Source organism: Tsuneonella sp. CC-YZS046, assembly GCF_035581365.1.
Classification (GTDB): Bacteria; Pseudomonadota; Alphaproteobacteria; order Sphingomonadales; family Sphingomonadaceae; genus JAWKXU01.
On sequence record NZ_CP141590.1, the window covers coordinates 3,093,171 to 3,117,947 of the forward strand.

At 66.0% G+C, this 24,777-nt stretch carries 21 protein-coding genes; 13 read left to right on the forward strand and 8 right to left on the reverse strand.

Annotated elements, in window-relative coordinates; genetic code table 11:
- Positions 1 to 47: 47 nt before the first annotated feature.
- Together U8326_RS15170 and U8326_RS15175 are read left to right on the forward strand one after the other, a co-directional pair.
- Positions 48 to 4,721 (forward strand): NAD-glutamate dehydrogenase domain-containing protein, encoded by a 4,674-nt coding sequence (locus tag U8326_RS15170; protein ID WP_324741286.1) that lies wholly within the window; start codon positions 48 to 50, stop codon positions 4,719 to 4,721.
- 72 nt (positions 4,722 to 4,793) lie between these two features.
- Entirely contained in the window at positions 4,794 to 6,020 is a 1,227-nt protein-coding gene (locus U8326_RS15175) for an NAD(P)/FAD-dependent oxidoreductase (RefSeq protein WP_324741287.1), read from the forward strand.
- Here U8326_RS15175 and queG read toward each other — a convergent pair.
- Positions 6,004 to 7,101 carry a tRNA epoxyqueuosine(34) reductase QueG gene (gene queG / locus U8326_RS15180; RefSeq protein WP_324741288.1) on the reverse strand — a complete coding sequence of 366 codons (1,098 nt, stop codon included), beginning with the start codon at positions 7,099 to 7,101 and terminating at the stop codon, positions 6,004 to 6,006. The genes U8326_RS15175 and queG overlap by 17 nt on opposite strands.
- 44 nt (positions 7,102 to 7,145) lie before the next feature.
- Between queG and U8326_RS15185 the strand changes: the two genes are divergently transcribed.
- Positions 7,146 to 8,126: an ABC transporter ATP-binding protein gene (locus tag U8326_RS15185; RefSeq protein ID WP_324741289.1), complete on the forward strand. Its 981-nt coding sequence runs from the start codon at positions 7,146 to 7,148 to the stop codon at positions 8,124 to 8,126.
- Positions 8,123 to 9,355, forward strand: coding sequence for an ABC transporter permease (locus tag U8326_RS15190; RefSeq protein WP_324741290.1), 1,233 nt, complete (start codon positions 8,123 to 8,125; stop codon positions 9,353 to 9,355). The genes U8326_RS15185 and U8326_RS15190 overlap by 4 nt, the downstream gene beginning before the upstream one ends.
- Before the next feature lie 63 nt (positions 9,356 to 9,418).
- Here the strand turns inward: U8326_RS15190 and U8326_RS15195 are convergent, their stop codons facing one another.
- The 4 genes from U8326_RS15195 to U8326_RS15210 form a co-directional block, all read right to left on the reverse strand.
- Positions 9,419 to 10,261: a 3-oxoacyl-ACP reductase family protein gene (locus tag U8326_RS15195; RefSeq protein WP_324741291.1), complete on the reverse strand. Its 843-nt coding sequence runs from the start codon at positions 10,259 to 10,261 to the stop codon at positions 9,419 to 9,421.
- A 141-nt stretch (positions 10,262 to 10,402) separates the two neighbouring features.
- Positions 10,403 to 10,897, reverse strand: a complete 495-nt coding sequence (locus tag U8326_RS15200) for a nuclear transport factor 2 family protein (RefSeq protein ID WP_324741292.1) — start codon at positions 10,895 to 10,897, stop codon at positions 10,403 to 10,405.
- A 202-nt stretch (positions 10,898 to 11,099) separates the two neighbouring features.
- Positions 11,100 to 12,179: an LLM class flavin-dependent oxidoreductase gene (locus U8326_RS15205; RefSeq protein WP_324741294.1), complete on the reverse strand. Its 1,080-nt coding sequence runs from the start codon at positions 12,177 to 12,179 to the stop codon at positions 11,100 to 11,102.
- 202 nt (positions 12,180 to 12,381) lie between these two features.
- The gene (locus tag U8326_RS15210) at positions 12,382 to 13,431 is read right to left on the reverse strand and encodes an NAD(P)-dependent alcohol dehydrogenase (RefSeq protein ID WP_324741295.1); all 1,050 of its coding nucleotides are present in this window, start codon (positions 13,429 to 13,431) and stop codon (positions 12,382 to 12,384) included.
- A 375-nt stretch (positions 13,432 to 13,806) separates the two neighbouring features.
- Here U8326_RS15210 and U8326_RS15215 point away from each other — a divergent pair, with 375 nt between their 5' ends.
- The gene (locus U8326_RS15215) at positions 13,807 to 14,718 is read left to right on the forward strand and encodes a hydrogen peroxide-inducible genes activator (protein WP_324741296.1); all 912 of its coding nucleotides are present in this window, start codon (positions 13,807 to 13,809) and stop codon (positions 14,716 to 14,718) included.
- A 122-nt stretch (positions 14,719 to 14,840) separates the two neighbouring features.
- Positions 14,841 to 15,569 (forward strand): Bax inhibitor-1/YccA family protein, encoded by a 729-nt coding sequence (locus tag U8326_RS15220; protein ID WP_324741297.1) that lies wholly within the window; start codon positions 14,841 to 14,843, stop codon positions 15,567 to 15,569.
- A gap of 67 nt (positions 15,570 to 15,636) precedes the next feature.
- Here the strand turns inward: U8326_RS15220 and U8326_RS15225 are convergent, their stop codons facing one another.
- Positions 15,637 to 16,776 carry an epoxide hydrolase gene (locus U8326_RS15225; RefSeq protein WP_324741298.1) on the reverse strand — a complete coding sequence of 380 codons (1,140 nt, stop codon included), beginning with the start codon at positions 16,774 to 16,776 and terminating at the stop codon, positions 15,637 to 15,639.
- A 146-nt stretch (positions 16,777 to 16,922) separates the two neighbouring features.
- On the reverse strand, positions 16,923 to 17,240 hold the full coding sequence (locus U8326_RS15230) for an antibiotic biosynthesis monooxygenase (protein ID WP_324741299.1): 318 nt from the start codon (positions 17,238 to 17,240) through the stop codon (positions 16,923 to 16,925).
- 25 nt (positions 17,241 to 17,265) lie between these two features.
- Here U8326_RS15230 and U8326_RS15235 point away from each other — a divergent pair, with 25 nt between their 5' ends.
- The 4 genes from U8326_RS15235 to U8326_RS15250 all read left to right on the forward strand — a co-directional run bounded on the left by U8326_RS15235 (position 17,266) and on the right by U8326_RS15250 (position 21,457).
- Entirely contained in the window at positions 17,266 to 17,445 is a 180-nt protein-coding gene (locus tag U8326_RS15235; RefSeq protein ID WP_324741300.1) for a hypothetical protein, read from the forward strand.
- A 16-nt stretch (positions 17,446 to 17,461) separates the two neighbouring features.
- On the forward strand, positions 17,462 to 17,983 hold the full coding sequence (locus U8326_RS15240) for a sigma-70 family RNA polymerase sigma factor (RefSeq protein WP_324741301.1): 522 nt from the start codon (positions 17,462 to 17,464) through the stop codon (positions 17,981 to 17,983).
- Positions 17,961 to 18,950, forward strand: a complete 990-nt coding sequence (locus U8326_RS15245) for a FecR family protein (protein ID WP_324741302.1) — start codon at positions 17,961 to 17,963, stop codon at positions 18,948 to 18,950. The genes U8326_RS15240 and U8326_RS15245 overlap by 23 nt, the downstream gene beginning before the upstream one ends.
- A 116-nt stretch (positions 18,951 to 19,066) precedes the next feature.
- Positions 19,067 to 21,457, forward strand: coding sequence for a TonB-dependent siderophore receptor (locus U8326_RS15250; RefSeq protein WP_324741304.1), 2,391 nt, complete (start codon positions 19,067 to 19,069; stop codon positions 21,455 to 21,457).
- Here U8326_RS15250 and U8326_RS15255 read toward each other — a convergent pair.
- Entirely contained in the window at positions 21,454 to 21,690 is a 237-nt protein-coding gene (locus tag U8326_RS15255; protein ID WP_324743679.1) for a hypothetical protein, read from the reverse strand. The genes U8326_RS15250 and U8326_RS15255 overlap by 4 nt on opposite strands.
- Between U8326_RS15255 and U8326_RS15260 the strand changes: the two genes are divergently transcribed.
- Genes U8326_RS15260 through U8326_RS15270 form a run of 3 tightly spaced genes read left to right on the forward strand, consistent with a single transcriptional unit; the run spans position 21,589 to position 24,774 of the window.
- Positions 21,589 to 22,932: a tetratricopeptide repeat-containing sulfotransferase family protein gene (locus tag U8326_RS15260; RefSeq protein ID WP_324743638.1), complete on the forward strand. Its 1,344-nt coding sequence runs from the start codon at positions 21,589 to 21,591 to the stop codon at positions 22,930 to 22,932. The two genes, U8326_RS15255 and U8326_RS15260, sit on opposite strands and share 102 nt — an antisense overlap.
- Positions 22,925 to 23,239, forward strand: a complete 315-nt coding sequence (locus U8326_RS15265) for a hypothetical protein (RefSeq protein ID WP_324741305.1) — start codon at positions 22,925 to 22,927, stop codon at positions 23,237 to 23,239. Before U8326_RS15260 ends, U8326_RS15265 begins: the two co-directional genes overlap by 8 nt.
- Positions 23,236 to 24,774 carry a PepSY-associated TM helix domain-containing protein gene (locus U8326_RS15270; RefSeq protein ID WP_324741306.1) on the forward strand — a complete coding sequence of 513 codons (1,539 nt, stop codon included), beginning with the start codon at positions 23,236 to 23,238 and terminating at the stop codon, positions 24,772 to 24,774. Before U8326_RS15265 ends, U8326_RS15270 begins: the two co-directional genes overlap by 4 nt.
- Positions 24,775 to 24,777 lie beyond the last annotated feature (3 nt).

A 24,777-nucleotide genomic window follows, 5' to 3' on the forward strand; every position in this document is an offset into this window, starting at 1 on the left:
CTTCTGAACGGACAATCGGGCGCGGCAAGACGACGGATCAAGCGGAGATGGCAGCGCGACTCGCGCGGGAGATGGCGGGTTCCCTGCTGCCGGGGGACGGGCCGTTTCCGCCCGAAGAGCGGGATGCCGCCGCCCGCTTCGTGCTGGAAGCGGCGGCGCAGTGCGATCCGGGGGAAGCCGCGATCAGCCTCGAATCCGGGGCCAACGGGCGTCGCCTGACCCGCATTGCGATCGTCAACCCCGACATGCCGTTCCTGGTGGATTCGGTCGCGGCGGCGATCGCCGCCCAGGGCCTGGTTATCGACCGGGTGGTGCATCCGGTCTGCCCGGTTCGCCGCGATGCCGGGGGCCGGTTGCTGGACCTTCCGAGCAAGCCGGAGCCGGGCGATCGGCTGGAATCGATGATCTATATCGAAACCGCCCGGATCGATGCCCGCCAGCGCCGCGATCTGGCCAGCGCCATTTCCAGCACGCTCGGCGATGTGCATGCCGCGGTGGAAGACTGGCCCCGGCTGCGCGCGGCCATGGCCAGGGATGCGGAGGCGCTGGGCGATACGGAAAGCGCCGCGCTGCTGCGCTGGCTCGATGGCGGGATGCTCACCCAGCTTGGCCATGTCACGCTGCGGCGCGACGGCAGCCGGGCCATGCGGCTGGGGGTATGCCGGAAGAGCGCGCGCAACCTGCTGTCGGACGCGACCTATCAGCAGGCCTTCGCATGGTTCGACGAAAGGGAGAGCGGGTCGCGGCAGGCGCTGCTGATCGTCAAGGCGAATCAGATCGCCAAGGTGCATCGCCGCGTGCCGTTCGACATCTTCATCGTGCCGATGCTGGAGGATGGGAAAGTGGCGGCCCTTTCCATCCATGCCGGGGTTTGGACCAGCGCCGCGCTGGGGACTCCGCCGGATCGCGTTCCCGGCCTGCGCAGCCAGCTGGCCGCCCTGTTGAAGAAGCACGCGCTTGCCCCGAACGGGCATGACGGCAAGGCGCTGGTCCACGCGCTCACCACCCTGCCGCACGATTTGCTTGCAGGCTTCGCTCCCGAGGATGTGGAACGGATCGCCATGACCGCCATGGCCCTGACGGATCGCCCGCGCTCGCAGCTGGCGCTGGTGCAGGACGCCTTGCGGCGGCATCTCTTCGCCTTCGTGTGGGTGCCGCGCGACATGGTTTCCACGACCGTGCAGCGCCAGATCCAGATCATGCTGACCGAGGCTTCGGGCGGCGAGTTGCTCGACTGGAACCTGACGGTGGACGAAGGCGCGCTCGCCACCTTGCGGTTCGTGATCGATATCAGCGACAGCCGGCAGGCGCCCCGGGAGGCGGAGCTGGATGACCGCCTGCAGATCATGCTGCGCGGCTGGAACGAGGCGGTGGAGGCCGAGCTGGCCGCGCAGGGGGAGGATGCGTCCCGCGCCGCCGCGCTGGCGGCCCGCTTCGCGCCGTCCTTCCCGGCCGCCTATCGCGCCGCTTACGGTCCGGCCGAGGCGGCGGTCGATATCCGGCGGCTGCGCAACATCGCGGCGCATGAGCAGGCAGCGGCGCGCAGCCGCGATGCGCGGCTCTACCATCTCGCGGGCGATGCGGCGGACAGACTGCGGCTCAAGATCTATCAGCTGCACGGCGGGCTTCCCCTGTCGGACGCCGTGCCCGCGCTGGAGAATTTCGGCTTTCGCGTGCTGGCCGAAGTGCCGACCCCGCTGGAGGAAGGCAGCACCGGCACGATCCACGATTTCACGCTGGCGCTGGCCGCAGGGCACGAGGCGGGCCGGCTGCTGGCCCGCGCCGGCGAGATCGAGGAAGCGCTGGCGGCGGTGCTGAACGATGCCGCCGCCAACGATCCCTTCAACCGGCTGGTCATCGACGCCGATCTTTCCGCGCGCGAGACGAACTGGCTCCGGGCGATCTTCAGCTATCTGCGCCAGACGGGCACCAGTTTCGCGGTTCTGACCGCGGTTCAGGCTCTCGGCGCGGCCCCAGCGGTGGCGCGCGGGTTGATCGATCTGTTCGTGGCCCGCCACGATCCCGATTTCGCGGGCGAGCGCGAGCGGGCGGAGGCAAGGGCCGAAGGCCAGATCCGCGAAGCGCTGGCGAAGGTGAGCGCCATCAACGACGACCGCCTGCTGCGCCTTTATCACAGCACGGTTGACGCGATCCTGCGCACCAATGCCTTCGCCCCGGCCGCTCAGGAAGCGCTGGCGTTCAAACTCGACTCGGGGCTGGTGCCGAAGCTGCCCCGGCCGGTGCCGTGGCGGGAGATCTTCGTGCATTCGCGGCGGGTGGAAGGCATCCACCTGCGGGCCGGGCCGGTTGCGCGCGGCGGCATCCGCTGGTCGGACCGGCGGGACGATTACCGCACCGAGATCCTCGGCCTGATGAAGGCGCAGCGGGTCAAGAACGCCGTGATCGTGCCGGCCGGGGCCAAGGGCGGCTTCTTTCCCAAGCAATTGCCCGACCCGGCCCGCGACCGGGACGGCTGGGCCGCCGAAGGCCAGGCCAGCTACGAGATATTCATCCGCAGCCTGCTTTCGCTGACCGACAATATCGTGGACGGGAAAGTCGTTCACCCGCCCCGCGTGGTCGTGCGCGATGGCGACGATCCCTATTTCGTGGTGGCGGCCGACAAGGGCACCGCCCGCTTTTCCGACGTGGCCAACGCCATTGCCGAAGCGCATGATTTCTGGCTGGACGATGCCTTCGCCAGCGGCGGGTCCAACGGCTACGATCACAAGGCGATGGGCATCACCGCGCGCGGCGCGTGGGTTTCCGTCATCCGGCACTTCCAGGAAATGGGCGTGGACGTGCAGAAGGAGCCGGTCCGCGTGGTGGGTTGCGGCGACATGTCGGGCGATGTCTTCGGCAACGGAATGCTGCTGTCCAAGGCGATCAAGCTGGTCGCCGCCTTCGATCATCGCCACATCTTCATCGACCCCGATCCGGACCCGGCCGCCAGCTGGAAGGAGCGCAAGCGGCTGTTCGCCCTGCCCCGTTCGAGCTGGGCGGATTACGATGCGAAGCTGATCGGCAAGGGCGGCAGCGTATTTTCGCGGAGCGAAAAGCGCATACCGCTCAGCAGCGAGGCGCGGCGCGTGCTGGGCACGGATGCGAAGGAGCTGGAGCCGGATGCGCTGGTCGCGATCCTGCTCAAGGCCCCGGTGGACCTGCTGTGGTTCGGCGGGATCGGCACCTATGTGAAGTCTTCCGGTGAAAGCAATGCGGCGGTGGGCGATCCGGCCAATGACGCGCTGCGCGTGGATGGCCGGGATATTCGCGCGCGGGTGATCGGCGAAGGCGCCAATCTGGGCGCGACCCAGGCAGGCCGGATCGAATTCGCGCAGATCGGCAGCGAAGGGCGCGGCGGCCGGATCAACACCGATTTCATCGACAATTCGGCGGGCGTCGATTGCTCCGACAATGAAGTGAACATCAAGATCGCCCTCGCCGCCGCCCGGCGGGCGGGCAAGCTGTCCGAAAACCGGCGCAAGGCCTTGCTGGTGGAGATGACCGGCGATGTGGCCGGGCTGGTGCTGGAGGACAATCGCCTGCAGACCCTGGCCTTGTCGGTGGCGGAACGTGGCGGGGCCGAGGCCAGCGCGGTGCAGGTGCGGCTGATCGAAATGCTGGAGGAACGCGATGCGCTCGACCGGCAGGGGGAAGGCCTGGCCGACAATGAGGTGCTGGCCCGGCGCGCGGCGGATGGGCAGGGCCTGACCCGGCCCGAGCTGGCCGTCCTGCTCTCCAGCGCGAAGCTGGCGATCCAGGCGTCGCTCGAACAGAGCGAGGTTCCGGGCGATCCGGGGCTGGAGGAAATCCTGCTGGCCGCATTCCCGCCCGCGATGCGCACCGGCTTCCGCAAGTTCTTGCTGGAGCATCGGCTGCGGCGCGAAATCATCGCGACGAAGCTGGCCAATATGGTGGTGAACCGGCTGGGGGCGGTGCATCCTTTCGAGCTGGCGGAGGAGGAGGGCGCGAGCCTGGCCCATGTCGCCGCCGCCTTCTTCGCCGCCGTCCGCCTGTTCGCCCTGCCCGAGATATGGGCGCGGCTGGATGAAGCCCCGATGCCTGAAGATGCGCGCCTGCTTGCGATGGACCGGCTGGCGCTCGCCACCCGCAGCCAGGTGGCCGACCTGTTGCGCGCGGGTGCGGGCGCGCAGGCCCCCTCGGTGCTGGAAGCGCGGCTCGCGGCCGGCGTGAAGGCGCTCAAGGCGCAGGCGGGCGATCTGCTTGGCGCCGACGCCCGCAAGCGATCCGGCGGATTGATGGCGGAGCTGAAGCTGGCCGGTGTGCCGGAACGGGAAGCCGCCATGGTCACGTGCCTGTTCGATCTGGATGGCGCGGTCGGGCTTGCCGGGCTGGCGCAGGATTGCGGCATTGCCCCTGTTCGTCTCACGGCGGTGTTCACGGCGCTGGGCGAAAGGCTCGGCCTCGACTGGGCGCAGGGCAGCGCGGCGATCATGAATCCCTCCGATCCGTGGGAGCGGCTGCTGGTCGCCGGGCTGGCCCGGGATTTCCAGCAGATGCGGATCGAGTTTCTCGGCCGGCTGCTGCGGGGCAAGGCGGCCAGCGCCGACCCGATCGGCGCGTTGGACAAATGGGTTGAAGCGCGCGATTCCTCGATAGAGCAGTTCCGGGCGATGATGGCCCGGGCGCAGCGCGCCGCGCCTGCATTGCCATCCATGCTGGCCCAGATCGCCGGGCAGGCGCGCAACCTGCTGTCGCGGTGATCGATCGCGATCGCGCCTGATCCGTCTTTTTCGGGTCTTGACGAAAGCCGCATTTCAGCCAAGGCAGCGGGGATGGAAAAAGCAGATATCGTGATCGTGGGAGCGGGGCATGGCGGTGCGCAGGCGGCGATCGCCTTGCGCCAGCGGGGATTCGAAGGGTCGATCCTGATGATCGGCCGGGATAGCGAGCCGCCTTATGAGCGGCCGCCGCTTTCGAAGGAATATCTCGCGCGGGAAAAGGAATTCCAGCGCATCTATATCCGTCCGCCGCAATTCTGGGTGGACAAGGACGTGGCCCTGCGCCTCGGCGCCAGCGTGACGGAGGTGGACCCGCAGGCGCACAGCCTCGCCCTGTCCGATGGCGCGAGCGTGGAATATGGCAAGCTGATCTGGGCGACCGGCGGCGATCCGCGCCGGCTGTCGTGCAGCGGCTCGGATCTGGCGGGCGTGCATGGGGTGCGCGACCGGGCGGATGTGGACCGCATGATGAGCGAGCTGGACGCCGGGGCGAAGCGCGTGGTGGTGATCGGCGGCGGCTATATCGGCCTGGAAGCGGCGGCCGTGCTCACCAAGCTGGGGTGCGAGGTCGTGCTGCTGGAAGCGCTGCCGAGGGTGCTTGCCCGGGTCGCGGGCGAGCAATTGTCCGACTTCTACCAGGCCGAGCATCGCGCCCATGGCGTGGAGGTGCGGCTGGAAGTGGCGGTCGATTGCCTGGAAGGCGCGGACGGCAAGGTCACCGGGGTCAAGCTGGCCGATGGCGAGGTGCTGCCCGCCGACATGGTGGTGGTGGGCATCGGGATCATTCCCGCGGTCGGCCCGCTGATTACGGCCGGGGCCGCCGGCGCGAACGGGGTCGACGTGGACGAATTCTGCCGCACTTCGCTGCCCGACATCTACGCGATCGGCGATTGCGCCGCCCATGCCAACGGCTTTGCCGGGGGCGCGGTGATCCGGTTGGAATCGGTGCAGAACGCCAATGACATGGCCAACACCGCGGTGAAGGCGATTCTGGGCGAGCCGGAGCCGTATCACGCGCTGCCGTGGTTCTGGTCCAACCAGTACGATCTCAAGCTGCAGACCGCCGGCCTCTCCATCGGCCATGACGCCACCGTCCTGCGCGGCGATCCGGCGACGCGCAGCTTCTCGGTCATCTATCTCAAGGACGGCAAGGTCATCGCGCTCGATTGCGTCAATGCGGTCAAGGATTACGTCCAAGGCCGCAAGCTGGTGGAAGCGAAGGCGGAAATCGCGCCCGAGCTGCTGGCGGATGCGGAAACGCCGCTCAAGGAGATGGCCTGACCTCCAGCGCGAGCGCGGCCAGTTCGTCCAGCGCCCAGCGCGCCGTTTCCGCAACGACGGCATCGGGATCGGCCAGCAAGGCGCGGACCGGGCCGATCAGGCTTGATTGGCCGCTGTTGCCAGCCGCGATCAGGCAGTTGCGGATGAAGCGGTCGCGCCCGATCCGCTTGATCGGGGAGCCGGAGAACAATTCCCGGAACGCCTTGTCGTCCAGTGCCAGCAAGTCGGCGAGGCGCGGGGAGACGAGTTCCGCCCGGGGCAGGAACGCCTTGTTGCGGGCCGCCCCTTGCGCGAATTTGTTCCAGGGGCATACCGCCAGGCAATCGTCGCAGCCATAGATGCGATTGCCCATCGGCTTGCGGAATTCGAGCGGAATCGCGCCCTTGTGCTCGATGGTGAGATAGCTGATGCAGCGCCGCGCATCGAGGCGATAGGGGCCGGGAAAAGCGTCGGTCGGGCAGGCTTCCTGGCAGGCATGGCACGAGCCGCAGCGGTCGTCATGCGGCTGGTCCGGGGCGAAGGGAATGTCGGTGTAGATCGCGCCGAGGAACAGCCAGCTTCCGTGATCCCGGCTGACGAGATTGGTGTGCTTGCCCTGCCAGCCGATCCCGGCGGCGGCGCCCAGCGGCTTCTCCATCACCGGCGCGGTATCCACGAACACCTTCAGCCGGGTCTCGCCCAATCCGGCGGCGGCGGCTTCCTCCACCAGCCAGCGGGCCAGCCGCTTCAGTGCCTTCTTCAGGATGTCGTGATAATCCGCGCCCTGGGCATAGACCGAGATCCGCGCATGTTCGGGCGCTTCGGCCAGCGCCAGCGGATCGTGCGAAGGCGCATAGCTCATCCCCAGCGCGATCACGCTGCGCGCCTCCGGCCACATGGATTGCGGCCCCCGGCGCACTTCGGCGCGGGCTTCCATCCATTCCATCTGGCCGTGAAAGCCCGCGGTCAGCCATTCCTGCAGGCGAGCCGCGCGCGCCGGATCGTCCTGCGCGGGGGCGAACCCGATGGACACGAAGCCGATCCGCGCGGCTTCTCCCGCCAGGCGGGTCTTCAAGCCGTCAATGACTTCGGCGTTAACCAAACTTGCTGTTGCTCCGCTTCATTCCCGGCGGCTAATCCAGCGCCATGCATGCCGGGCTAGGTCATCCCGAAGTTTCGGGCAATACGCGTCATCCGCTGGCCATCGAGGCGCGCGGGCTGGTGAAGCGCTTCGGCGGCACGGTGGCGGTCGACGGGGTCGATCTCGCCGTGCCGGAAGGCGCGATCTACGGCATTCTCGGCCCCAACGGCGCGGGCAAGACCACCACCCTGCGGATGCTGCTGGGCATCATCGATCCGGATGCGGGCCTGCGCCGCGTGCTGGGCCATGAGCGCCCGCACGAGATCGCCCGCCAGATCGGCTATCTGCCCGAGGAGCGCGGACTTTACCCGGCCATGAAGGCCATCGAGGCGATCGCCTTCATGGGCGCGCTGCGGGGCTTGCCACTGCCCGAAGGGCGCAGGCGGGGCCTGGAACTGCTCGAACGGCATGGGCTGGGCCACGCCGCCGGCCGCCAGATCCGCCATCTTTCCAAGGGCATGGCCCAGACCGTGCAATTGCTGGGCACTCTTGTCCACCGTCCCCGCCTGGTCGTGCTGGACGAACCCTTTTCCGGTCTCGACGCGCTCAATCAGGGCAAGCTGGAGGAGATGATCCGCAACCTTGCCGAGGCGGGCACCACCGTGATCTTTTCCACCCATGTCATCGCCCATGCCGAGCGGCTGTGCCAGGGCATCGCGATCATCGCCGGGGGCAAGGTTCCCTTCGCCGGGCCGGTGGACGAGGCGCGCGGCCGCATCCCGCCGCAGGTGAGGCTGGAAACCCGCGCGCTCGACGGCGATTGGCGCAAGGCGTTGCCGGCCAATGCCCGGCAGGAAGGGCATTTCTGGCATTTCTCCCTGCCGGAAAGCGGGGTGGAGCCGTTGCTGCGCGCCCTGATAGAGGGGGAAGCGGGGATCGTGACATTGTCGATAGAGCGGGCCGGGCTGCATGACGCCTTCGTGGAGATCGCGGGCGAAGCAGCGGCCCAGGCGATGAACGGGCCCGAGGAAGAGGGCCTGCGATGAGCGCGGACCGGCTTTCCCTGTGGCAGGCGGCCTTCGTCATCGCCCGGCGCGATTTCACCGCCGTGCTGTTCGGGCGGGCGTTCCTGTTCTTCCTGCTCGGTCCGCTGTTCCCGGTCGCAGTGGCGGCTCTGGCGGGCGGCATCGGCCAGAAGGTGGCCGAGGAAACCAGCCGGCCCGAGATCGGCATCGCGATGGAAGCGGGGGATGTCGACGCGATGCTGGCTGCCTATGTCCGGCTTGCCCCGCGGCTCGGCAATGCGCTGCCCGATCTCATGGCGATGAAACGGCTGCCACCGGGGGAGCCTTTCGATCCGTCGGCGGCGCTGCGGGACTGGCAGGGCAATCTCGCCGCGATCCTCAGCGGATCGCCCCAGGCCCCGGTGCTGACCGGCCCTGGAGAGGCGATCGCCCGGTGGCAGGGCCCGCTTTCCCTGATCGCCGCCGCTGCGATGGGCGAGGAAGCGCGAGACTATCCGCAGGTCGCGCTCGATAATGTGAAGGTCAGCGCGGTGAAGGAGCGCTCCAACCGGCTGCTCCTCGCGCAAATGGCGCAGATGCTGCTGTTCCTGCTCACTATGCTGCTGGCCGGCATGGTGCTGTCCAACCTCGTCGAGGAAAAGGGCAACAAGATCATAGAGATTCTCGCGGCGGCTATTCCGATGGACGCGGTGTTCCTGGGCAAGCTGCTGGCGATGCTGGGCGTGTCGCTGGTGGGCATCGCGGTGTGGGGCGGGCTTTGCGGATCGGTGCTCTGGCTGGGGCGTGAGGCCCTGCCCGATATTGCCACCCCGGCCGTCGGGTGGCCCGCTTTCCTCGTTCTGGGCACCGTCTATTTCGCGATGGCCTATCTCCTGCTCGGCTCGATCTTCCTCGCCATCGGTTCACTGGCGGCGACGGTGCGAGAAGTGCAGACCCTCTCCATGCCGGTCACCATGATGCAATTGCTGGTGTTCTTCTTCGCCAGCTTCGCGCTGGCCCAGCCGGGCACTTCGATAGAGCTGGCGGCCATCGCCTTCCCCTTGAGTTCGCCCTTCGCCATGCTGGCCCGCGCGGCGCAGAATCCGGCACTGTGGCCCCATGCCGTCGCGCTGACTTGGCAGGTCACGGCGGTCGCCCTGTTCATCCGGATCGGCGCGGGGCTTTTCCGGCGGCGCGTCATGCAGTCCGGCCAGGGGCGGGGCACGGCCGCGCCGGGGGCATGGCGATTCTGGCGCCGCGCCCGGAACTGACGCTTTTCAGGGGCGGAGCGGGAAGGAGCGGCGGAGCCGCCCGCTTCCCCCGCCCGGCGCGGATCAATCCATCCGGTAGCCGCCATCGACATTGATGGTCTGGCCGGTGACATAGCCGGCGTCCGGCCCCAGGAGGAATGCCGCGACCGAAGCCTGTTCCGAAGGCAGGCCGCGCCGGCCCATCGGGATGATGTGCTGGTTGTAGCTTGCCTTGTATTCCTCGAAGCTCATGCCCGCGAGCTTGGCCTTGCGGCCCATGGTACCGTCCAGCATGTCGGTGTCGATCGAGCCGGGGCAGATGCAGTTCACGCGGATGCCCTTGGGCGAAAGCTCCAGCGCCATCTGCTGGGTCAGGCCGATCACGCCGAACTTGCTGGCGCAATAGCCGCCGTAATTGGCGAAGCCGAATCGTCCGGCGAGCGAGGAGATGTTCACGATGGCCGAAGGCTTGCCATGTGCCAGCATGATCTGGCCTGCGGCCTTCGACATGTAATAGACGCCGTTGAGATTGATATCGATCGTGCGCAGCCACAGCTCATCGGACATTTCGGTGATCGGTGCGGCGGCGGCTTCGCTGGCGATCCCGGCATTGTTGACGAGGCCGGTGAGCGGGCCGAGTTCCTTCCGGGTCCGCTCCATGGCGGCGGCGACCTGGTCCGGCTTCGACACGTCCAGATCGATGGCGATGGCCTTGCGGCCCATGGCGCGGATTTCCTCCGCCACGGATTCGGCGCCCTTCCAGCCTTCCTGCTGTTCATGCTCCGGCATTTGCGAAGGCTCGCGATGAATGGCGGTGACCGCGACATCCGCGCCGTCTTCCGCCAGCCTGACGGCGATTGCCCGCCCGATGCCCCGCTTGCGCCCCGCCCCGGTGACGAGCGCGACCATTCCGTCGAGTTTGCCCAATTATCCTCTCCTCTGTCCAAATGCTCAACTTGCGCGCAACATTGCCGAGCGCAAGCGATTGCGCAAGCCGATAAGGCTTCGGAAAACTGAAATATGGCAGGCGCGGCGCGAAGGCCGCCTCCCTCCCCAGCGCGGGTCGAGTTATTGCGAAACGGTCAGCTCGGCTTCATGCTCGCTTTCGAACACGCCGCCCTGATCGTTGCCATTGTTCCAGACGAAGTCGAGATAGGCCTTGGAGATCAGCCATCCCCTTGCCGTCTTGGCGAACTCCCAGCGGTAGATGCCGCCTGCCTGATAGTAATTGTCGCGCTTCTCCGCATCGAAGATCGCGGTGAAGATCAGGTTGGCGCGCCCCTTGGCGGTGGCCGGGCCGGTGATCTCGAAATCGAGATTGACCATGACGTGCTGCATCAGGTCGTAATAGGGGTCCATGCTCGACTTGCAGATTTCGAGAATCCCCTCGCGCCCGGTCATCTCGCCGAAGCCATGCTCGAAAACGAAGGTCGCATCGTCGGTGAAATGCTCGGCCCAGGCTTCCCAGTCGAAGCGATCGGCCGTCTGGTGATAGCTGTTTATCACGCGCGTGAGGGCTTGAATCGTCTCAAGCCGATCCAGCCTGGCTTGCAGGTCACTCATGCTTCTCTCCTCGTCAGGGGCGGCCGTGCCGGCGGCCTTTCATCCATTGCCCCAATTCTTCGCGCCTGCGCCCCGGTTTGTCCAGATGTTCAGCATTCATTTTTGCCGGTGGCGCGCGGAAGACCGGGCAGGGCGCATGAAAAACGCTGCCGGAAGCGTTGCGGCTTCCGGCGGCGTCGGGTTGGGTGGCGGATGGCGCCGGTCAGGCCGGCACACGGGCGCCGATTCGCGGTGTGATCTCCTGGGCGAGGCGCTGCATCGATTCTTCCCACGGCGTGGGATTGTCGATGTAATCGTAGCTGTAGATCATCAGCGTGCCGAACGGGCCGCCCAGCTCGTCGCACCACTGCTCGATCTTTTCCCGCACCGTCTCGGGCGAGCCGACGATCCACATGTGATCGGCCAGGAAATCGCCATCGACATCCGCCTTGGTCTTGCCGGTCCTTTCCAGCAGGCCCTCGAAAATCCCGAAGGCATGATAGACGGGCAGCAGATATTCGCGCCAGGCCCGGCCCATGCCGCCTTCGATCGCCAGCTTGCGCGCTTCGGCATCGGTATCGGCCACGAATACGTCGCGCACCACGCGATGGACGGAACGGTCGGCCTTGTGGCCGTGTTTCGCCGCCGTCTCGGCATAGATGTTGAAATGATCGATCAGCCCGGCGTTGCCTGAATAGACCGATGCCGGGATCCAGCCGCGCTCGGCCGCGAAGCGGATCGACGGGGAATTGGGGCTCAGCCCGGTCATCGCCATCGGCATGGCGCCGCCCCAGGGGCGCTGGTCGCGCAGGGGGTGCCCGGGGTCGCTATCCGCGAGGCCGGCTTTCCAATATGCGCCGTCATGCTGGAACGGCTTGCCCGCCCACACCTTCTCCATGATCTCCAGCGCCTCGAACATCATCTTGTGATTTTCGCCGAGGTCGGTCAGCCCCCGCATCGCGGCATCGGTGGGATAGGCCCCCGCCGCGACCCCGAGCTGGTAGCGGCCCTGCAATATATGGCTCAGCCATGCGGTCTGCACGGCCAGCGTGGCCGGATGGTGATAGGGCAGCAAATGCGCGAGCGGCCCCAGCTTGATGCGGCTGGTTTCGCGGACCAGCGCGGAAATCACCAGCTCCGGGCTTGGTATGGCTTCCCAATTGAGAGTCGCGTGCTCGCCCACCCAATATTCCTCGAACCCGGCCTTTTCCGCCGCGATCCCCTGCTGGACCGCCCAATCGAACACTTGCGCCGGTGTCCGTTCCGGGCCGAGGAACGGCGTCTGGAACATACCCATCTTCATAGCGTGTCTCCCATGCCGACCTGCGCCGCCGCGATTCGCACCATGCGATGCGGCTGCCCGCAGAACTCCAGGCGGGCTGGAAGGGGGGCGGGAATGGCAGGTGCCGGGAAAGGCTTTATTCCGCCGGGAGGCGGGGTTCGTTGATGCAGGTCAAAAGCTGTCCATATGGTAAGATGGGTTGGTGTGGGGCTAGGTCCTGATCCTAGTCGAAAGTGACCACCGCGCGCCCGCGCAATTGCCCCGCCCGCAATTTGGCGAAGCCCGCTTCGAGATCGTCGAAGGCGAAGCGCTCCAGGTCGATGACCAGCTTGCCTTGCGCGGCAAGGTTGCAGACCTCGCGCAGGTCGGCGCGGCTGCTGCCCAGCGAGACCGCGAATTCGCAGGTGGTCGCCATGCTGCCCCAGCCGACGTTGAGCGAGCCGCCCTCCATGCCGACCAGCACGATCCGCCCGTGCGGGCGCGAGATGGCGGAGGCCAGCGCCAGCGTCGCATCGGTGCCCACGATGTCGATGATCGCATCGGCCCCGCGCCCGCCGGTCAGGTCCATGATGGTTTCGGCCGTCCGCTCGTCGGAAGCGATGCAATGATCGGCGCCATAGCGCTTGCCGTCCTCGAGCCGCCCCGGCGTGCGATCGACCCCGAACACGGTGGCGGGCGAGAGCAGCTTGAGGAACTGGACGGCATAGGCGCCGAGGCCGCCCAGCCCGATCACCACGGCGACGGTGCCGGGATAGAGCCGGTCCAGCACGGTCTTGACCGCATGATAGGAGGTGACCCCGGCATCGGTCAGCGGCGCGACCTGCACCGGGTCGAGCGCGCCCAGGGCGACCAGCTCATGCCGGGGCACCACCAGGAACTCCGCCAGCCCGCCGTCGAAGCCCACTCCGCGGGTCATGCCGATCGCGCCGCGCGCGAAGGTGCGGCAGCTCTGCTCGTGCCCGTGATGGCAGAAATCGCAATAGCCGCAGCTGCGCATGTGATGCACCACCACGCCATCGCCGGGCTTCAGGTCGGTCACGCCCTCGCCCGCCATCTCGACGATGCCGGCGTTTTCATGGCCGAGCGTGAAGCCCGCCGGCAGCACATCCGCATAGGGCGGCACGCCGGGCCGGGAATCCATGATGTCGAGATCGGACCGGCACAGCCCCGCGCCGCGCATCCGGATCAGCACTTCTCCGGCGGCGGGGGAAGGCACCGGCACGTCCACGAATTCGGCAGGGCGCCCCCATTCGACGATTCGATAGGCTTTCATCCGCGTATTCCTCCCGGCTCCCACGCCCTGCCTATGCGGCAGCCGGGGGCCGCCGCCAAGACCAAATGGTCAAGGGGATGCCTTTGGCGGAAAGAGTGTGAAGGATCGGCCGGGGGCGGCGCACGAGCCGGGTTGGATGGGGGAACGGCCCGTGCGCCGCTGGCCGCGTCAACCGGCGTGGAGAAACTGCCGCCGGAGCGCGGCTATCCTGTCGTGCAGGCGAAGCCGGATCCGCTTGAGCTGCTTCAGTTCCTCCTGCCGGTGCGCTGCCTTGCAGATCGCGGAGGCAGGATACAGCTTGGAAAGGCGAGTGATCCAATTGAAAACAGTCCATCAATCCGATAGGAAAAATCTATCATAGGATGGGGATGGAAAATGCCGAGCCTGCGTCAGCTCGAATATCTGGTGGCCCTTGAGGACACGAAACATTTCGGGCGCGCCGCCGGCTCGGTCAATGTGTCCCAGCCCACCCTCAGCCAGCAGTTGAAGAGCCTTGAGGTGCGTCTGGGTGTCGTTCTGGTCGAGCGCGGCGAAAGCCCGGCGCAGCTTACCCCCGTCGGGCGGGAGATCGCGTCGCGCGCGCGGCGCGTGCTGATGCAGGTGGACGATATCCGCGCGCTCGCGCGGCGGAGCGTGTCCGGCCTGGCCGGAACGATTCGCTTCGGGGTCACACCCACCCTCGGCCCCTATCTGATCCCCGCGGTGATCGCCCAGCTCCACCGCGCCTATCCCGACATGCGCCTCTATATCCGCGAAGGCATTCCCGACGACCAGATCGCCGAGCTGCGGCGCGGGGCGCTGGACATGATGCTGATTCCCCTGCCGGTGGGCGGCTCCGATCTCCATGTCGAACCCCTGTTCCGCGAGCCGCTCCACCTCGTGGCCGCTTCGGACGATCCGCTTTGCGCCAGGCCGCTGCTGCGCCGTGGCGATCTTGCCGGACGGCAGGTGCTCAGCCTCGATCCGCGCCATCATTTCCACAGCCAGGCCGAGGAAATCTGCGGCGAACTCAACGCGGAGCTGCTGCGCGACTATGAAGGCACCAGCCTCGACAGCCTGCGCCAGATGGCGGGATCGGGCCTGGGTCTCGCGATCCTGCCCGAGCTCTATCTTCGCTCCGAAGCGGGCGGTGAGGACATGGTGCGCCGCCTAGCCATCGCCGACTGGTCGGCAAGCCGCTCGATCGCGGCGATCTGGCGCGAAGGCGTGGCCTATTCCGACAGCTATCGGCTGGTCGCGGAGGCGATCGCGCGGGAAGCGCGGGCGATCATGCGGAAGGCGCTATAGATCGCCATAGATAAAAGCTATTGAAATTACCCCTTCCTTTCTATCAGACCTTTCTTCTCCGTTAATCCGGAAAGGAATAGATTCGCGCCCAATCGCATTGTTCTCGAAAGGTGGTTCTTACGATGGCCGATCAGGGTTGGAGCAACGTGCCGGGCGCGGGTGCCGCCAGGCCGGCCGGGGTCGCGTTCGACGCCGGTCTTCGCCAGCATATGCTGGGCATCTATCGCAATATGGGCCTGGCCCTGCTGGTCAGCGCTGCCGTGGCGTGGATCGTCGCGTCTACTCCGGCGATCTACCAGCCGATCTTCGGCACTCCGCTCAAATGGGTGGCGATCTTCGCGCCGCTCGCCTTCGTGCTCTTCTTCAGCTTCCGCTTCGAGAAGATGACCCTGTCCGGCGCGCGCACCGCGCTGTTCGCATTCGCAGCGCTGATGGGCATATCGCTGGCCAGCGTGCTGCTGGTGTTCACGGGCGCAAGCATCGCCACGACTTTCCTGGTCGCGGCGGTGACCTTCCTGTCGATGAGCCTGTGGGGCTATACCACCAGGGCCGATCTCACGCGCTTCGGCTCGTTCCTGTTCATGGGCCTGATCGGCGTGGTGCTGGCCAGCGTGATCAACCTCTTCCTGCAGTCCGGCGCGCTGCAGCTGGTGGTGTCGATCATCGGCGTGGTGGTGTTCACCGGCCTGACCGCCTGGGACACGCAGCGGGCCAAGGCGGATTACATCGCCCATGGCGCCAGCCAGCAGGCCGAGAAGCTAGCGGTGATGAGCGCGCTGTCGCTCTACCTCAACTTCGTGAACCTGTTCCAATTGCTGCTGCACTTCACCGGGGTCCAGCGCGAGGGCTGACTTTCTGACTGACGGGCTGAACGGGGCCGTCGCGGCGCAGGCCGGGGCGGCCCCTTCCGCTTGCCCGCTATCGAATGGACAGGAAGGCCTTGCGCAGCTCGCCCACGAACAGTTCCGGCTGTTCGAAGGCGGCGAAATGGCCGCCCTTGTCCAGCTCGTTCCAGTAGATCAGATTATGCATGCAGCGCTCCGCCCAGCTTCTCGGCGCGGCGTAGATGTCCTTGGGAAAAACGCTGCAGGCGGTGGGGATGTGCAATTCGGCGGCGCCGAAGCCGCCATGAAAACTCTCCCAATAGAGCCGCGCGGACGAGGTGCCGGTATTGGGCAGCCAGTACAGCATGATATTGTCCAGCATCTTGTCATAGCTCAGCGCATTGAGCGGGTCGCCGCTGCAATCCGCCCAGCTCCAGAACTTCTCGTAGATCCAGGCAGCCTGGCCCGCCGGAGAATCCGCCAACCCGTAGCCCAGCGTCTGTGGGCGGCTGGCTTGCTGGTCGGAATAGCCGCCATCCCAGCGCGCGTAATAGGCCATGGCTTCCAGCATCGCCAGCTCGGCCGGGCTGGCATCGTCATAAGGGCCTTCCGGCAGGACGATCGGCATGTTGACATGGATCGCGGCCAGCCCTTCCGGCCGCTGCATGCCCATGGCCGTGGTGACCGCCGCGCCCCAGTCCCCGCCTTGCGCCACATAGCGGTTATAGCCGAGCCGGGTCATCAATATGTGCCAGGCCTTGGCGATGCGCTGGACTTTCCAGCCCGTTTCCTTCGGCTTGCCCGAAAAGCCGTAGCCGGGCAGCGAGGGGATCACGAGATGGAACGCATCGGCCGGATTGCCGCCATGGGCCGCCGGGTCACTGAGCGGCCCGATGCATTTCATGAATTCGATCACCGAGCCGGGCCAGCCATGGGTCAGGATCAGCGGCAGCGCATCGGGGTTGGGCGAGCGGACATGCAGGAAGTGGATATCGAGCCCGTCGATCTCGGTCAGGAACTGCGGATACCGATTGAGCGCGGCCTCGCAGCGGCGCCAGTCGTAGCGGTTGCGCCAGTGATCGACCAGCTTGCGCGCTTCGGCCAGGGGGACGCCCTGGCTCCAGTCCCGCACGGTTTCGGCTTCCGGCCATCGCGTCAGGTCGAGCCGCCGGCGCAGATCCTCGAGCTGCTCCTCGGCGATATCGATGGTGAATGGTCTGATGGCATCCGACATGGCTATTGGCATCCCTCTCTTGGACCGTGATGGATAGAAATCCCCGGCGGTCCGGTCCAGCTTCAACGATCAAGCACTAGCAACACAGGAGCGGGTATCGGTAAAAGGCTGATTTCAGCCCCGCTCGCCGAACCGCGCCGGCAGGCTTATCCAGGCTTGACGGTTTGCAGCACCTCGAATCCCTCGAAGCGCGGATGGCCCAGGTAAAGCGGCTTGTTGTCACCCGCGTTGCGATGCGCGGCGCGGAAGGCGTCCGAGCGGGTCCAGGCTTCGAAATCCTCGCGCGAGCGCCAGACGGTGTGGGACGAGAACAGCGTATGATCGTCCTGGGTTTCGCCGCGCAGGAGATGGAATTCGACGAAGCCGGGCACGCCGTCGAGATGCGTGTCGCGCGACAGCCATACCTGCGCGAAGGCGTCTTCCTCTCCCTTGATGACCTGAAAACGGTTCATGGCGATGAACATGCGGACTTCTCCCGATCAGCGATTCGTGGGTGCGGACTATAACGGCCCGCATCGCTTCGCCCATAGCTGGAGGTTGAACGGAATGGCATTGAGCGGCCAGTTCTTCTGCGGAACATTTCACTTCTATGAACTTGCAAATCATTCGCAATATCGGTATACTTTCGGCCAAAGCTGGCTCGTCGATTTCTTCACCATGCGCGGGTAGCGGCCGGAGATGTTAAGTGCATGCGCTCGTTGCAAAGCAGGATATCGGTTCCCTTTACGCTTCGCATGCAGACTGGCTGAATGATTGGCTTCGTCGGCACACGCAATGCCCACAGAAAGCGGCGGATCTGACGCAGGACACTTTCTGCCGGCTGCTGGAGAAGGCCGACCCTGATCCGATCCATGTGCCGCGCAGTTATCTTGCCACAATCGCACGCCGCCTGATTGTCGATGATGCGCGCCGCGCGCGGGTGGAAAGCGCTTTCCTCGAAGTCCATGCACTGCTCGCGGAGGGCGCGCGTCAGCCGGGGCCGGATCAGATCGCCGAAGCCGTCAACGAACTCATGGCGGTCACGCGGGCGCTCGACGCCTTGCCGGAGCGAGTCCGTCGCGCCTATCTGCGCTCGCGCCTCGATGGCTGCAGCCATGCCGAGATCGCGAATGAACTTGGCGTTTCGAAAAGCATGGTGAAGCAATATGTCGCGAGGGCATATGCGCATTGCTATGCCGCAGCTTATGGAGCGCCCCATCCCGACTGATTCCGCCGTGGCCGCTGAGCCGACACCGGACGTCATCGAACGCGCGGCGGAATGGATGTCCCATCTCGAATCCGGGGATGCGGACGATATGGATATTGCGGCTTTCGAGCAGTGGAAGGCTGCCCACCCCTCTCACGCGGTCGCGATCGAGCGCATGGGCGGTCTGGAAGACCGGCTTCGCAACGGATCGCCTGCATCGCAAGAGGCCCTGCGGCGCCTCTATCTCGGGCCGCGCAAGCGCATGGGCGGCGCAGTGCTCATCGTCGCGCTGCTTGCCGGCGCGGGCTGGTTCGCGTCGCGCTTGCCGGAAGTTCAGCTTTATTTCGCCGATGAGCGCACCATCGCAGGCGAGATGCGCGATATTTCGCTTCCCGACGGCAGCCGGATCGTTCTCGCAAGCGAAAGCGCGGCGGATTTCGATATGACGAAGGGACGCGGGCTGGTGCGCCTGCTGCGCGGCGAACTGCTGGCGGAAGTCGCCAAGGGTCAGGCAAGGGTGTTCCTGGTCGAGACGGAGGACGGAATGGCCGAGGTGCTGGGGACGGCTTTCACGGTGCGCAAGGAGAATCATTCGACGGCGGTCGCGGTCATCAGCTCGCAGGTGCGCGCCTGCCCTGCTCCACCCGATCCGGCAAAATGCATCATTCTCTCTCCGGGCGAGCGGGCGCGCATTGCCGACGGTGCCGTCACGCGCCTTTCCAATGTCGATCCCGGCAATGTGGCGGCCTGGGCCGAAGGCTGGCTGCCAGCCGAAGAAACGCCGCTGGCGCATGTTCTCGACGAGCTGAACCGCTGGCGCAAGGACCCGATCCGCTTCGATCGTCAGGATCTCGCGGATATTCGCGTGTCGGGCATCTTCCCGCTTCGGGACACCGACAGCGCGCTGGCCAATCTGGCGCGTTCCCAGCCGATCACGATCGACCGCCACGATCCGGTTTCTCCTTTGGTGCGGCGAAATCCGAATTAAATTTGGTGGCCTCGCTGTCCCGCCGGAGATCTCGCTCGTCCCCCTTATGAAAGCATCATCGACAGGGGGTTTGTTTAATGAGTGGGAAGCGCATGGCCGCGAGCATTGCGACATTGATGAGCATGACGGCGATGGTGACGGTGTCCGCCCCTGCGCTGGCCCAATCGGCATCCGCCAGGCAAAGCTACAATATTCCAGCCGGATCGCTGGGGAGCGCGCTCAATCAATTCGGCCGCGCCGCCGGAGTGGCCATTTCCTACGACGCGGCCATCGTGACCGGCAAGACGACGCGCGGTGTGCGCGGATCGTATAGCCCGGCCCAGGCCCTTGAGATATTGCTGCGGGGCACTTCCCTGCGCGCAACGCCGGATGGCGCTGGCGGGTTCGTGATCTCGGCGGCTCCCCCAGCCGCAAGGCGCGACAGCAACCCTCGCCGCGCTTCGGGCACGCGGCCAGTGGCAGCCCCGCCCGGCGAGACGGATGACATCATCGTCACCGGCGCCAAGTTCCAGAACTCGCTGGTGAACCGGCTGCCGATCAAGCCAAGGGAGTTGCCGTTCTCGCTGAACGTCATCGACAAGTCCGTGATGGAGGAACGGGGCTTCATCAATCCGCTGGACGTTCTGGAAACCCTGCCCAACGTCGCCCGCATACAGACCCAACTGCTCCCGACCGGCGGGTCATACTTTGTTCGGGGCCTTTATGCCTCGGTGCTGACGAACAATCGGCCCGAGAACGACAGCCGCGGCGCGGGCCGACGAGATATGTCCCACATCGAGCGGTTCGAAGTCGTCAAGGGTCCTGCATCGATTCTTCTCGGCCCCGTCATTCCGGGCGGTGTGATCAATCAGGTCACGAAATCCCCACAGGAGGAGGACTTTGTCGATCTAACCGCGCGCGGCGGCAGCTATGGCACCTATCGTCTCGAGGCCGACGCGAATACGGGTTCGCTGTTGGGCTCGGACATCCTCAGCGGCAGGATCACTCTCGCTTATGAGGACCAGCGCAGCCCGCAAGACCCCGTGAAGACCGAGACTTTCTCCGTGCGGCCGGTCCTTGAGGCCAATTTCAGCGACCGGACCCGGATGCAGACGTCCGTGGCCTATACGAAGCGAAACAGCGTTCCCAGTTCGCTGGTTCCTGCGAACTCCGATGGGTCCATGCCCGACGTCTTCGATGCCGGGACCTTTCTGGGCGTTCCGGCGAAACAGGTCGGCGAAGACGTCTATGTGGACGCCGAACTGCAGCACGAATTTCTGGACGATCTGAAGCTCGTCATGCGCGGCAGCTACCAGAATTCGACTTTCGACTATCGGAACAGCCAGGGTGGCGAAAACTATGTAGCCGGCCGCGGCTTCGGGCCGGGCGATACGATGGCTTACACCTACTATTCCCATGGCTCCCGGGATACGCAGGTTCTCTATGGCGACGTTCAGCTCGTGGGCGGGTTCAACGCTTTCGGGCAGCGTCAGGACTGGGTGATCGGAGCCTCCGCGCAACGGACCAAGTTCGACAGCCTGTGGGCTTTCGGCGGACTCCTTGGGGCGGTCGACATCAATGACATCGATGCCGCGGTTTACGGCGTTCCCGACTTCAGCACGCCCCTGTCGCCTTTTTCCGTTCGCAAGGATCGTCTCTACTCGGTCTATGCCGAGACGAACATCCGGCCGGTCGACCGGCTGACGTTCGTGGCCGGGCTGCGATATGACGACTATAAGGTCACCAACCGGGTGACGGGCGTGTCGACGCCAACAGACGACGTCACGTTCCGCATCGGGGCAAGCTATGAATTGATCGACAACCTCAATGCCTATGTCAGCTATGCGGACAGCTTCATCCCGCAGAATGGAACGACGCGAAGCGGCGATCCGATCAAGCCCGAAAGTGCTACGAACTACGAGATCGGCCTCAAGGGCGGGCTATGGGACAACAGGCTGACGCTTACGGCCGCCGTATTCTCCCTGACCCGCCGGAACGTCGCGACGGCCGATCCGAACAATATTCCCGGGCAGCCAGCCTATGTCGTCGCCACGGGCGAGCAGAAACACGAGGGCTTCGAGATCGGCGCCAGCCTGGCGGTGACGCCCGCCCTGAAGCTGGACCTGGCTTATGGTTATGTCGACGCCGAAGTGACCAAGGTCATCAATGCAAATTCCGGGCAAGGCGTGGGCGATCCGGTGCAGTTGGTGCCTAAGCATACGTTCAGCGCCTTCGGCACCTACACCGTGCAGACAGGCTCGCTTGCAGGCCTGCGCCTCGGGTTGGGCGCGCGCGGTATATCCAAACGTCCCGCCCCGCGGTTCGGCCTGGAATACGAGGGATACACGCTGGTCGATGCCCTGGTGTCATATCCGGTCTCGGAACGGATCAGCCTGCAGTTGAACGTGCTTAACCTTCTCGGCGAGAAATACCGGGAGAACATAGGTTACGACAACGGCACGACCGGCACCGGCCACAAATTCGGCAATCCGCGAACCGCTTATGTCACGGCACGGGCGCGCTTCTAGCAATCATGACGGCCACCGGAAGCGAACTCTTCGATAAAGGCGTGGCCTGCGAAAAAGCAGGCGATGCCTCCGGTGCATTCGAGGCGTATCGCCTGTCGGCCAAGGCCGATCCGCGTGTCGCGGCTCCCTTTGTGGGGCTCGCGCGCATCCTCAGCCGCAACCATCAACGCGCCGAAGCCATCGCCTGCCTGGAACGCGCCGTTGGCTGCGAACCGAGGAATGCGGTCATCCATGTCCTGTTGGGGCGAATGCTTACGCAGGACGGCAGGCTCGAGGAGGCGAAGGGGCAGTTTGAAATCGCGCTTGACCTCGACGACCAGGCGGACGGCGCGGCTGTCGGGCTCGGCGGCGTCTATGAGGATCTGGGCGAGCGCGGCGCGGCGGCGGAAGTCTATCGCCGGCTCGTGCAAGCGAGGCCGTTCCACGCCGAAGGGCTCGCCGGTCTTCTGGGCGTTGCCGAGGGCGATGTGCTCGAAGCGGCCTTTTCTATCGCACGGGACGGTTTGCGGGCCGCGCCCGATGCGGATGCGGCACTCATCGGCTATGCGCTGGGCAAGGCATTGGCAGGACTTGGCCGGCACGACGAGGCCTTCGCCGCCTGGTCCGCCGCCAACGCCGCACGCCGACGAGCGGCCGGGCCGTTCGACCGCGACGGACTGGATGCGCGGATCGACAGGCTCGTCGAAATCTTCTCGCGGGATTTCTTCGCAGCGCGCCGTGGCTGGGGCGATCCGTCCGAACGTCCCGTGTTCATCGTCGGCCTTCCCCGCTCCGGCACGACCCTCACCGAGCAGATCCTTGCGGGGCATCCGGCGGTCCACGGCGCGGGCGAACTGGATCTGCTCACCGACATGGCGACCGGCACGCCGGATCGCCTGGGCCGGTCCGATCCGTCCTGGCCGGAAACGGCGCTGGAACTGGAAGCCCGCCATGTCGCCGCCATCGCGAGCGACCATCTTGGCCGTCTGGACCGCATGGCTTCTGGAACCGCCAGCCGGGTGATCGACAAGCAGCCGCTCAATTTCTGGCACCTCGGCCTCGTCGCGCTGGCGGTGCCGAATGCGCGCATCATCAATTGCATCCGCGACATACGCGATTGCGGCCTGTCCATTTTCTCGGAGAACTTCACGCCCGAGCAGCGCTGGGCGACCGACCTTGGCGACATCGCCAGTTACTGGCGCGGCTACACTCGCTTGATGGATCACTGGCGCTCCGCCACCGATCTGCGGATTCTGGACGTGCGCTACGAGGATCTGGTCGCCAACCTCGAGGGCCAGTCCCGGCGGCTGCTCGATTTCCTGGGACTGAACTGGGAGCCATCCGTGCTGCGCTTCCACGAACAGGATCGCGCCGTGCAGACGCCAAGCCGCTGGCAGGTCCGCCGGCCGCTCTACAACTCGTCCAGCGGTCGCTGGCGCGCCTATGAGCGGCATATCGGCCCGTTGATCGCGGCCGCACCCAACGATCATGGCTAGAACCCTGCGCGGCCTGCGCATTGCCGCGCGCGTGCTCGCGGCGATTGTCGGCGCCTATGCTGTGACGGCGGGCGCGACGGCGCTGATTGCCGTATTGCTCGTCTTCACGGCCGGGATTGCACGGTCGGACGCACTGATCGTCGGCAGCATGATCGGTTATGCGGTCTTCGCCCTGCTGATGCTCTGGTGCTTCGCAGAACGGCGGCTGGCGCGGGTCTGGCTTGCGCTCGTGGGCGCGGCCATCGCGACCCATGCCTTGGCCATATGGGTCGAACCGGCCTTGCCGGTCGTGGGAGCCGCCTCGTGAGCGCGCCTGCAAATCCCGACGATCCAGGTGGGCTGCGGCTGGCGCTCAACTGGTTTCACACCTGGTTCGGGCTGTTCGTCGGCGGGCTGCTGTTCGTGATCTTCTGGACCGGCACGCTGGCCGTGTTCGACCGGGAAATCGACCGCTGGATGATGCCGGCAACCCGTCTCGTCGAGGCGCCGGCCATAACCCCGGATGCGCTTGTTCCCATCGCGCGCGAGCTGGCGCCCGATGCGCGAAGCTGGACGATCATCCTGCCCGACGAACGAACCCCGGTCGCGCAAATCCTGGCGGAGCGCGTCAATGGCCCGCCGGTCAGCCGTTACATAGACCCGGCGACGCTGCGCGCGCTGCCCGATCAGGGCACCTATGGGGGAACCCGCTTCTTCTATCCCTATCACTACCGGCTCAACAGCGGCACGCTGGCCATGGTGCTCTGCGCGCTGGCGGCCGTGGTGATGGTGGCGCTGTGCATTTCGGGCGTCATCATCCACCGCAGGATTTTCATGGATTTCTTCACGCTGCGTATCGTGCGCAAGCCGCAGCGCACCACGCTGGACCTGCACAATATTTCCGGCGTGCTCGCCTTGCCTTTCCACCTGATGATCGCATTCACCGGCGTTGCCATCTTTACCTACACCTATCTGCCGAGCGCGCAGATGGTGGTCTTCGCCAGCGATCCCGCCGCGGCGAGCGGCGGCTGGTTCAATCGTGCGGCGGCGAATGCGGCGGGCGGGCCGCTCGTGTCGCTGGATGCGGTGCGCGACATGGCGGCGGAGCGATGGGGCGGGGACCGGCCGGAGGTCTTTCGCGTGATACATCCCGGCGATGCCAATGCCTATGTCGAGGTGCAGCGGCCGAGCGGGCGAACCATCTCCTATCGCAGCGGCACGCGAGCCTGGTTCGATGGCGCCAGCGGAGAATTTCTCGCCGCCACGCCTTACACCGGCACTACAGCGGCTTATGAATTCCTGTTCGGGATTCATGCCGTCCAGTTCGACCATTGGGCGCTGCGCTGGCTCTATTTCCTGTCGGGCCTCGCCGGCTGCGCGCTGATCGCCACGGGCTTGTTGTTCTGGGTCCAGTCGCGGCGGAAACGGCACGAGAAGCTGGGCCTGCGCGGAGTGAGGCTCACCGAAGCGGCGGCGGTGGGCATAACCACGGGCCTGCTGATCGCCACGCTTGCCTTCCTCATCGCCAACCGCCTGCTGCCAGCGGGCATCGAGGACCGTGCGGCGGCGGAGGTGCGGATTTTCCATGCCGCGTGGATCGCCGCCGTTTTCCACGCATTCCTGCGTGGCCGCGCCGCCTGGGGCGAACAGGCATGGGCCATCGCGGCGGGAAGCGCCGGGGCCGTGCTGCTCAACGCCGTCACCACCGGCCATGCGTTGCCGGTCGCGGCCGCGAGAGGCCTCTGGCACACGGCGGGGGTCGATCTCGTTCTGCTGGCTGCCGCCGTGATCGCGGCTTGTGCCGCAATCAGGCTCGGCCGAGTTACCGGCGGGCGCAAGCCTGTGCTCCAGGCGGCAGGGTGATGC

Excerpts from the sequence above, each read along its gene's own strand:
- U8326_RS15170 (WP_324741286.1), top strand. The coding sequence starts at position 48 with ATGGCAGCGCGACTCGCGCGGGAGATGGCGGGTTCCCTGCTGCCGGGG.
- U8326_RS15175 (WP_324741287.1), top strand. The coding sequence starts at position 4,794 with ATGGAAAAAGCAGATATCGTGATCGTGGGAGCGGGGCATGGCGGTGCG.
- U8326_RS15185 (WP_324741289.1), top strand. The coding sequence starts at position 7,146 with ATGCATGCCGGGCTAGGTCATCCCGAAGTTTCGGGCAATACGCGTCAT.
- U8326_RS15190 (WP_324741290.1), top strand. The coding sequence starts at position 8,123 with ATGAGCGCGGACCGGCTTTCCCTGTGGCAGGCGGCCTTCGTCATCGCC.
- U8326_RS15200 (WP_324741292.1), bottom strand. The coding sequence starts at position 10,897 with ATGAGTGACCTGCAAGCCAGGCTGGATCGGCTTGAGACGATTCAAGCC.
- U8326_RS15205 (WP_324741294.1), bottom strand. The coding sequence starts at position 12,179 with ATGAAGATGGGTATGTTCCAGACGCCGTTCCTCGGCCCGGAACGGACA.
- U8326_RS15210 (WP_324741295.1), bottom strand. The coding sequence starts at position 13,431 with ATGAAAGCCTATCGAATCGTCGAATGGGGGCGCCCTGCCGAATTCGTG.
- U8326_RS15215 (WP_324741296.1), top strand. The coding sequence starts at position 13,807 with ATGCCGAGCCTGCGTCAGCTCGAATATCTGGTGGCCCTTGAGGACACG.
- U8326_RS15220 (WP_324741297.1), top strand. The coding sequence starts at position 14,841 with ATGGCCGATCAGGGTTGGAGCAACGTGCCGGGCGCGGGTGCCGCCAGG.
- U8326_RS15225 (WP_324741298.1), bottom strand. The coding sequence starts at position 16,776 with ATGTCGGATGCCATCAGACCATTCACCATCGATATCGCCGAGGAGCAG.
- U8326_RS15230 (WP_324741299.1), bottom strand. The coding sequence starts at position 17,240 with ATGTTCATCGCCATGAACCGTTTTCAGGTCATCAAGGGAGAGGAAGAC.
- U8326_RS15245 (WP_324741302.1), top strand. The coding sequence starts at position 17,961 with ATGGAGCGCCCCATCCCGACTGATTCCGCCGTGGCCGCTGAGCCGACA.
- U8326_RS15250 (WP_324741304.1), top strand. The coding sequence starts at position 19,067 with ATGAGCATGACGGCGATGGTGACGGTGTCCGCCCCTGCGCTGGCCCAA.
- U8326_RS15255 (WP_324743679.1), bottom strand. The coding sequence starts at position 21,690 with ATGGATGACCGCATTCCTCGGTTCGCAGCCAACGGCGCGTTCCAGGCA.
- U8326_RS15265 (WP_324741305.1), top strand. The coding sequence starts at position 22,925 with ATGGCTAGAACCCTGCGCGGCCTGCGCATTGCCGCGCGCGTGCTCGCG.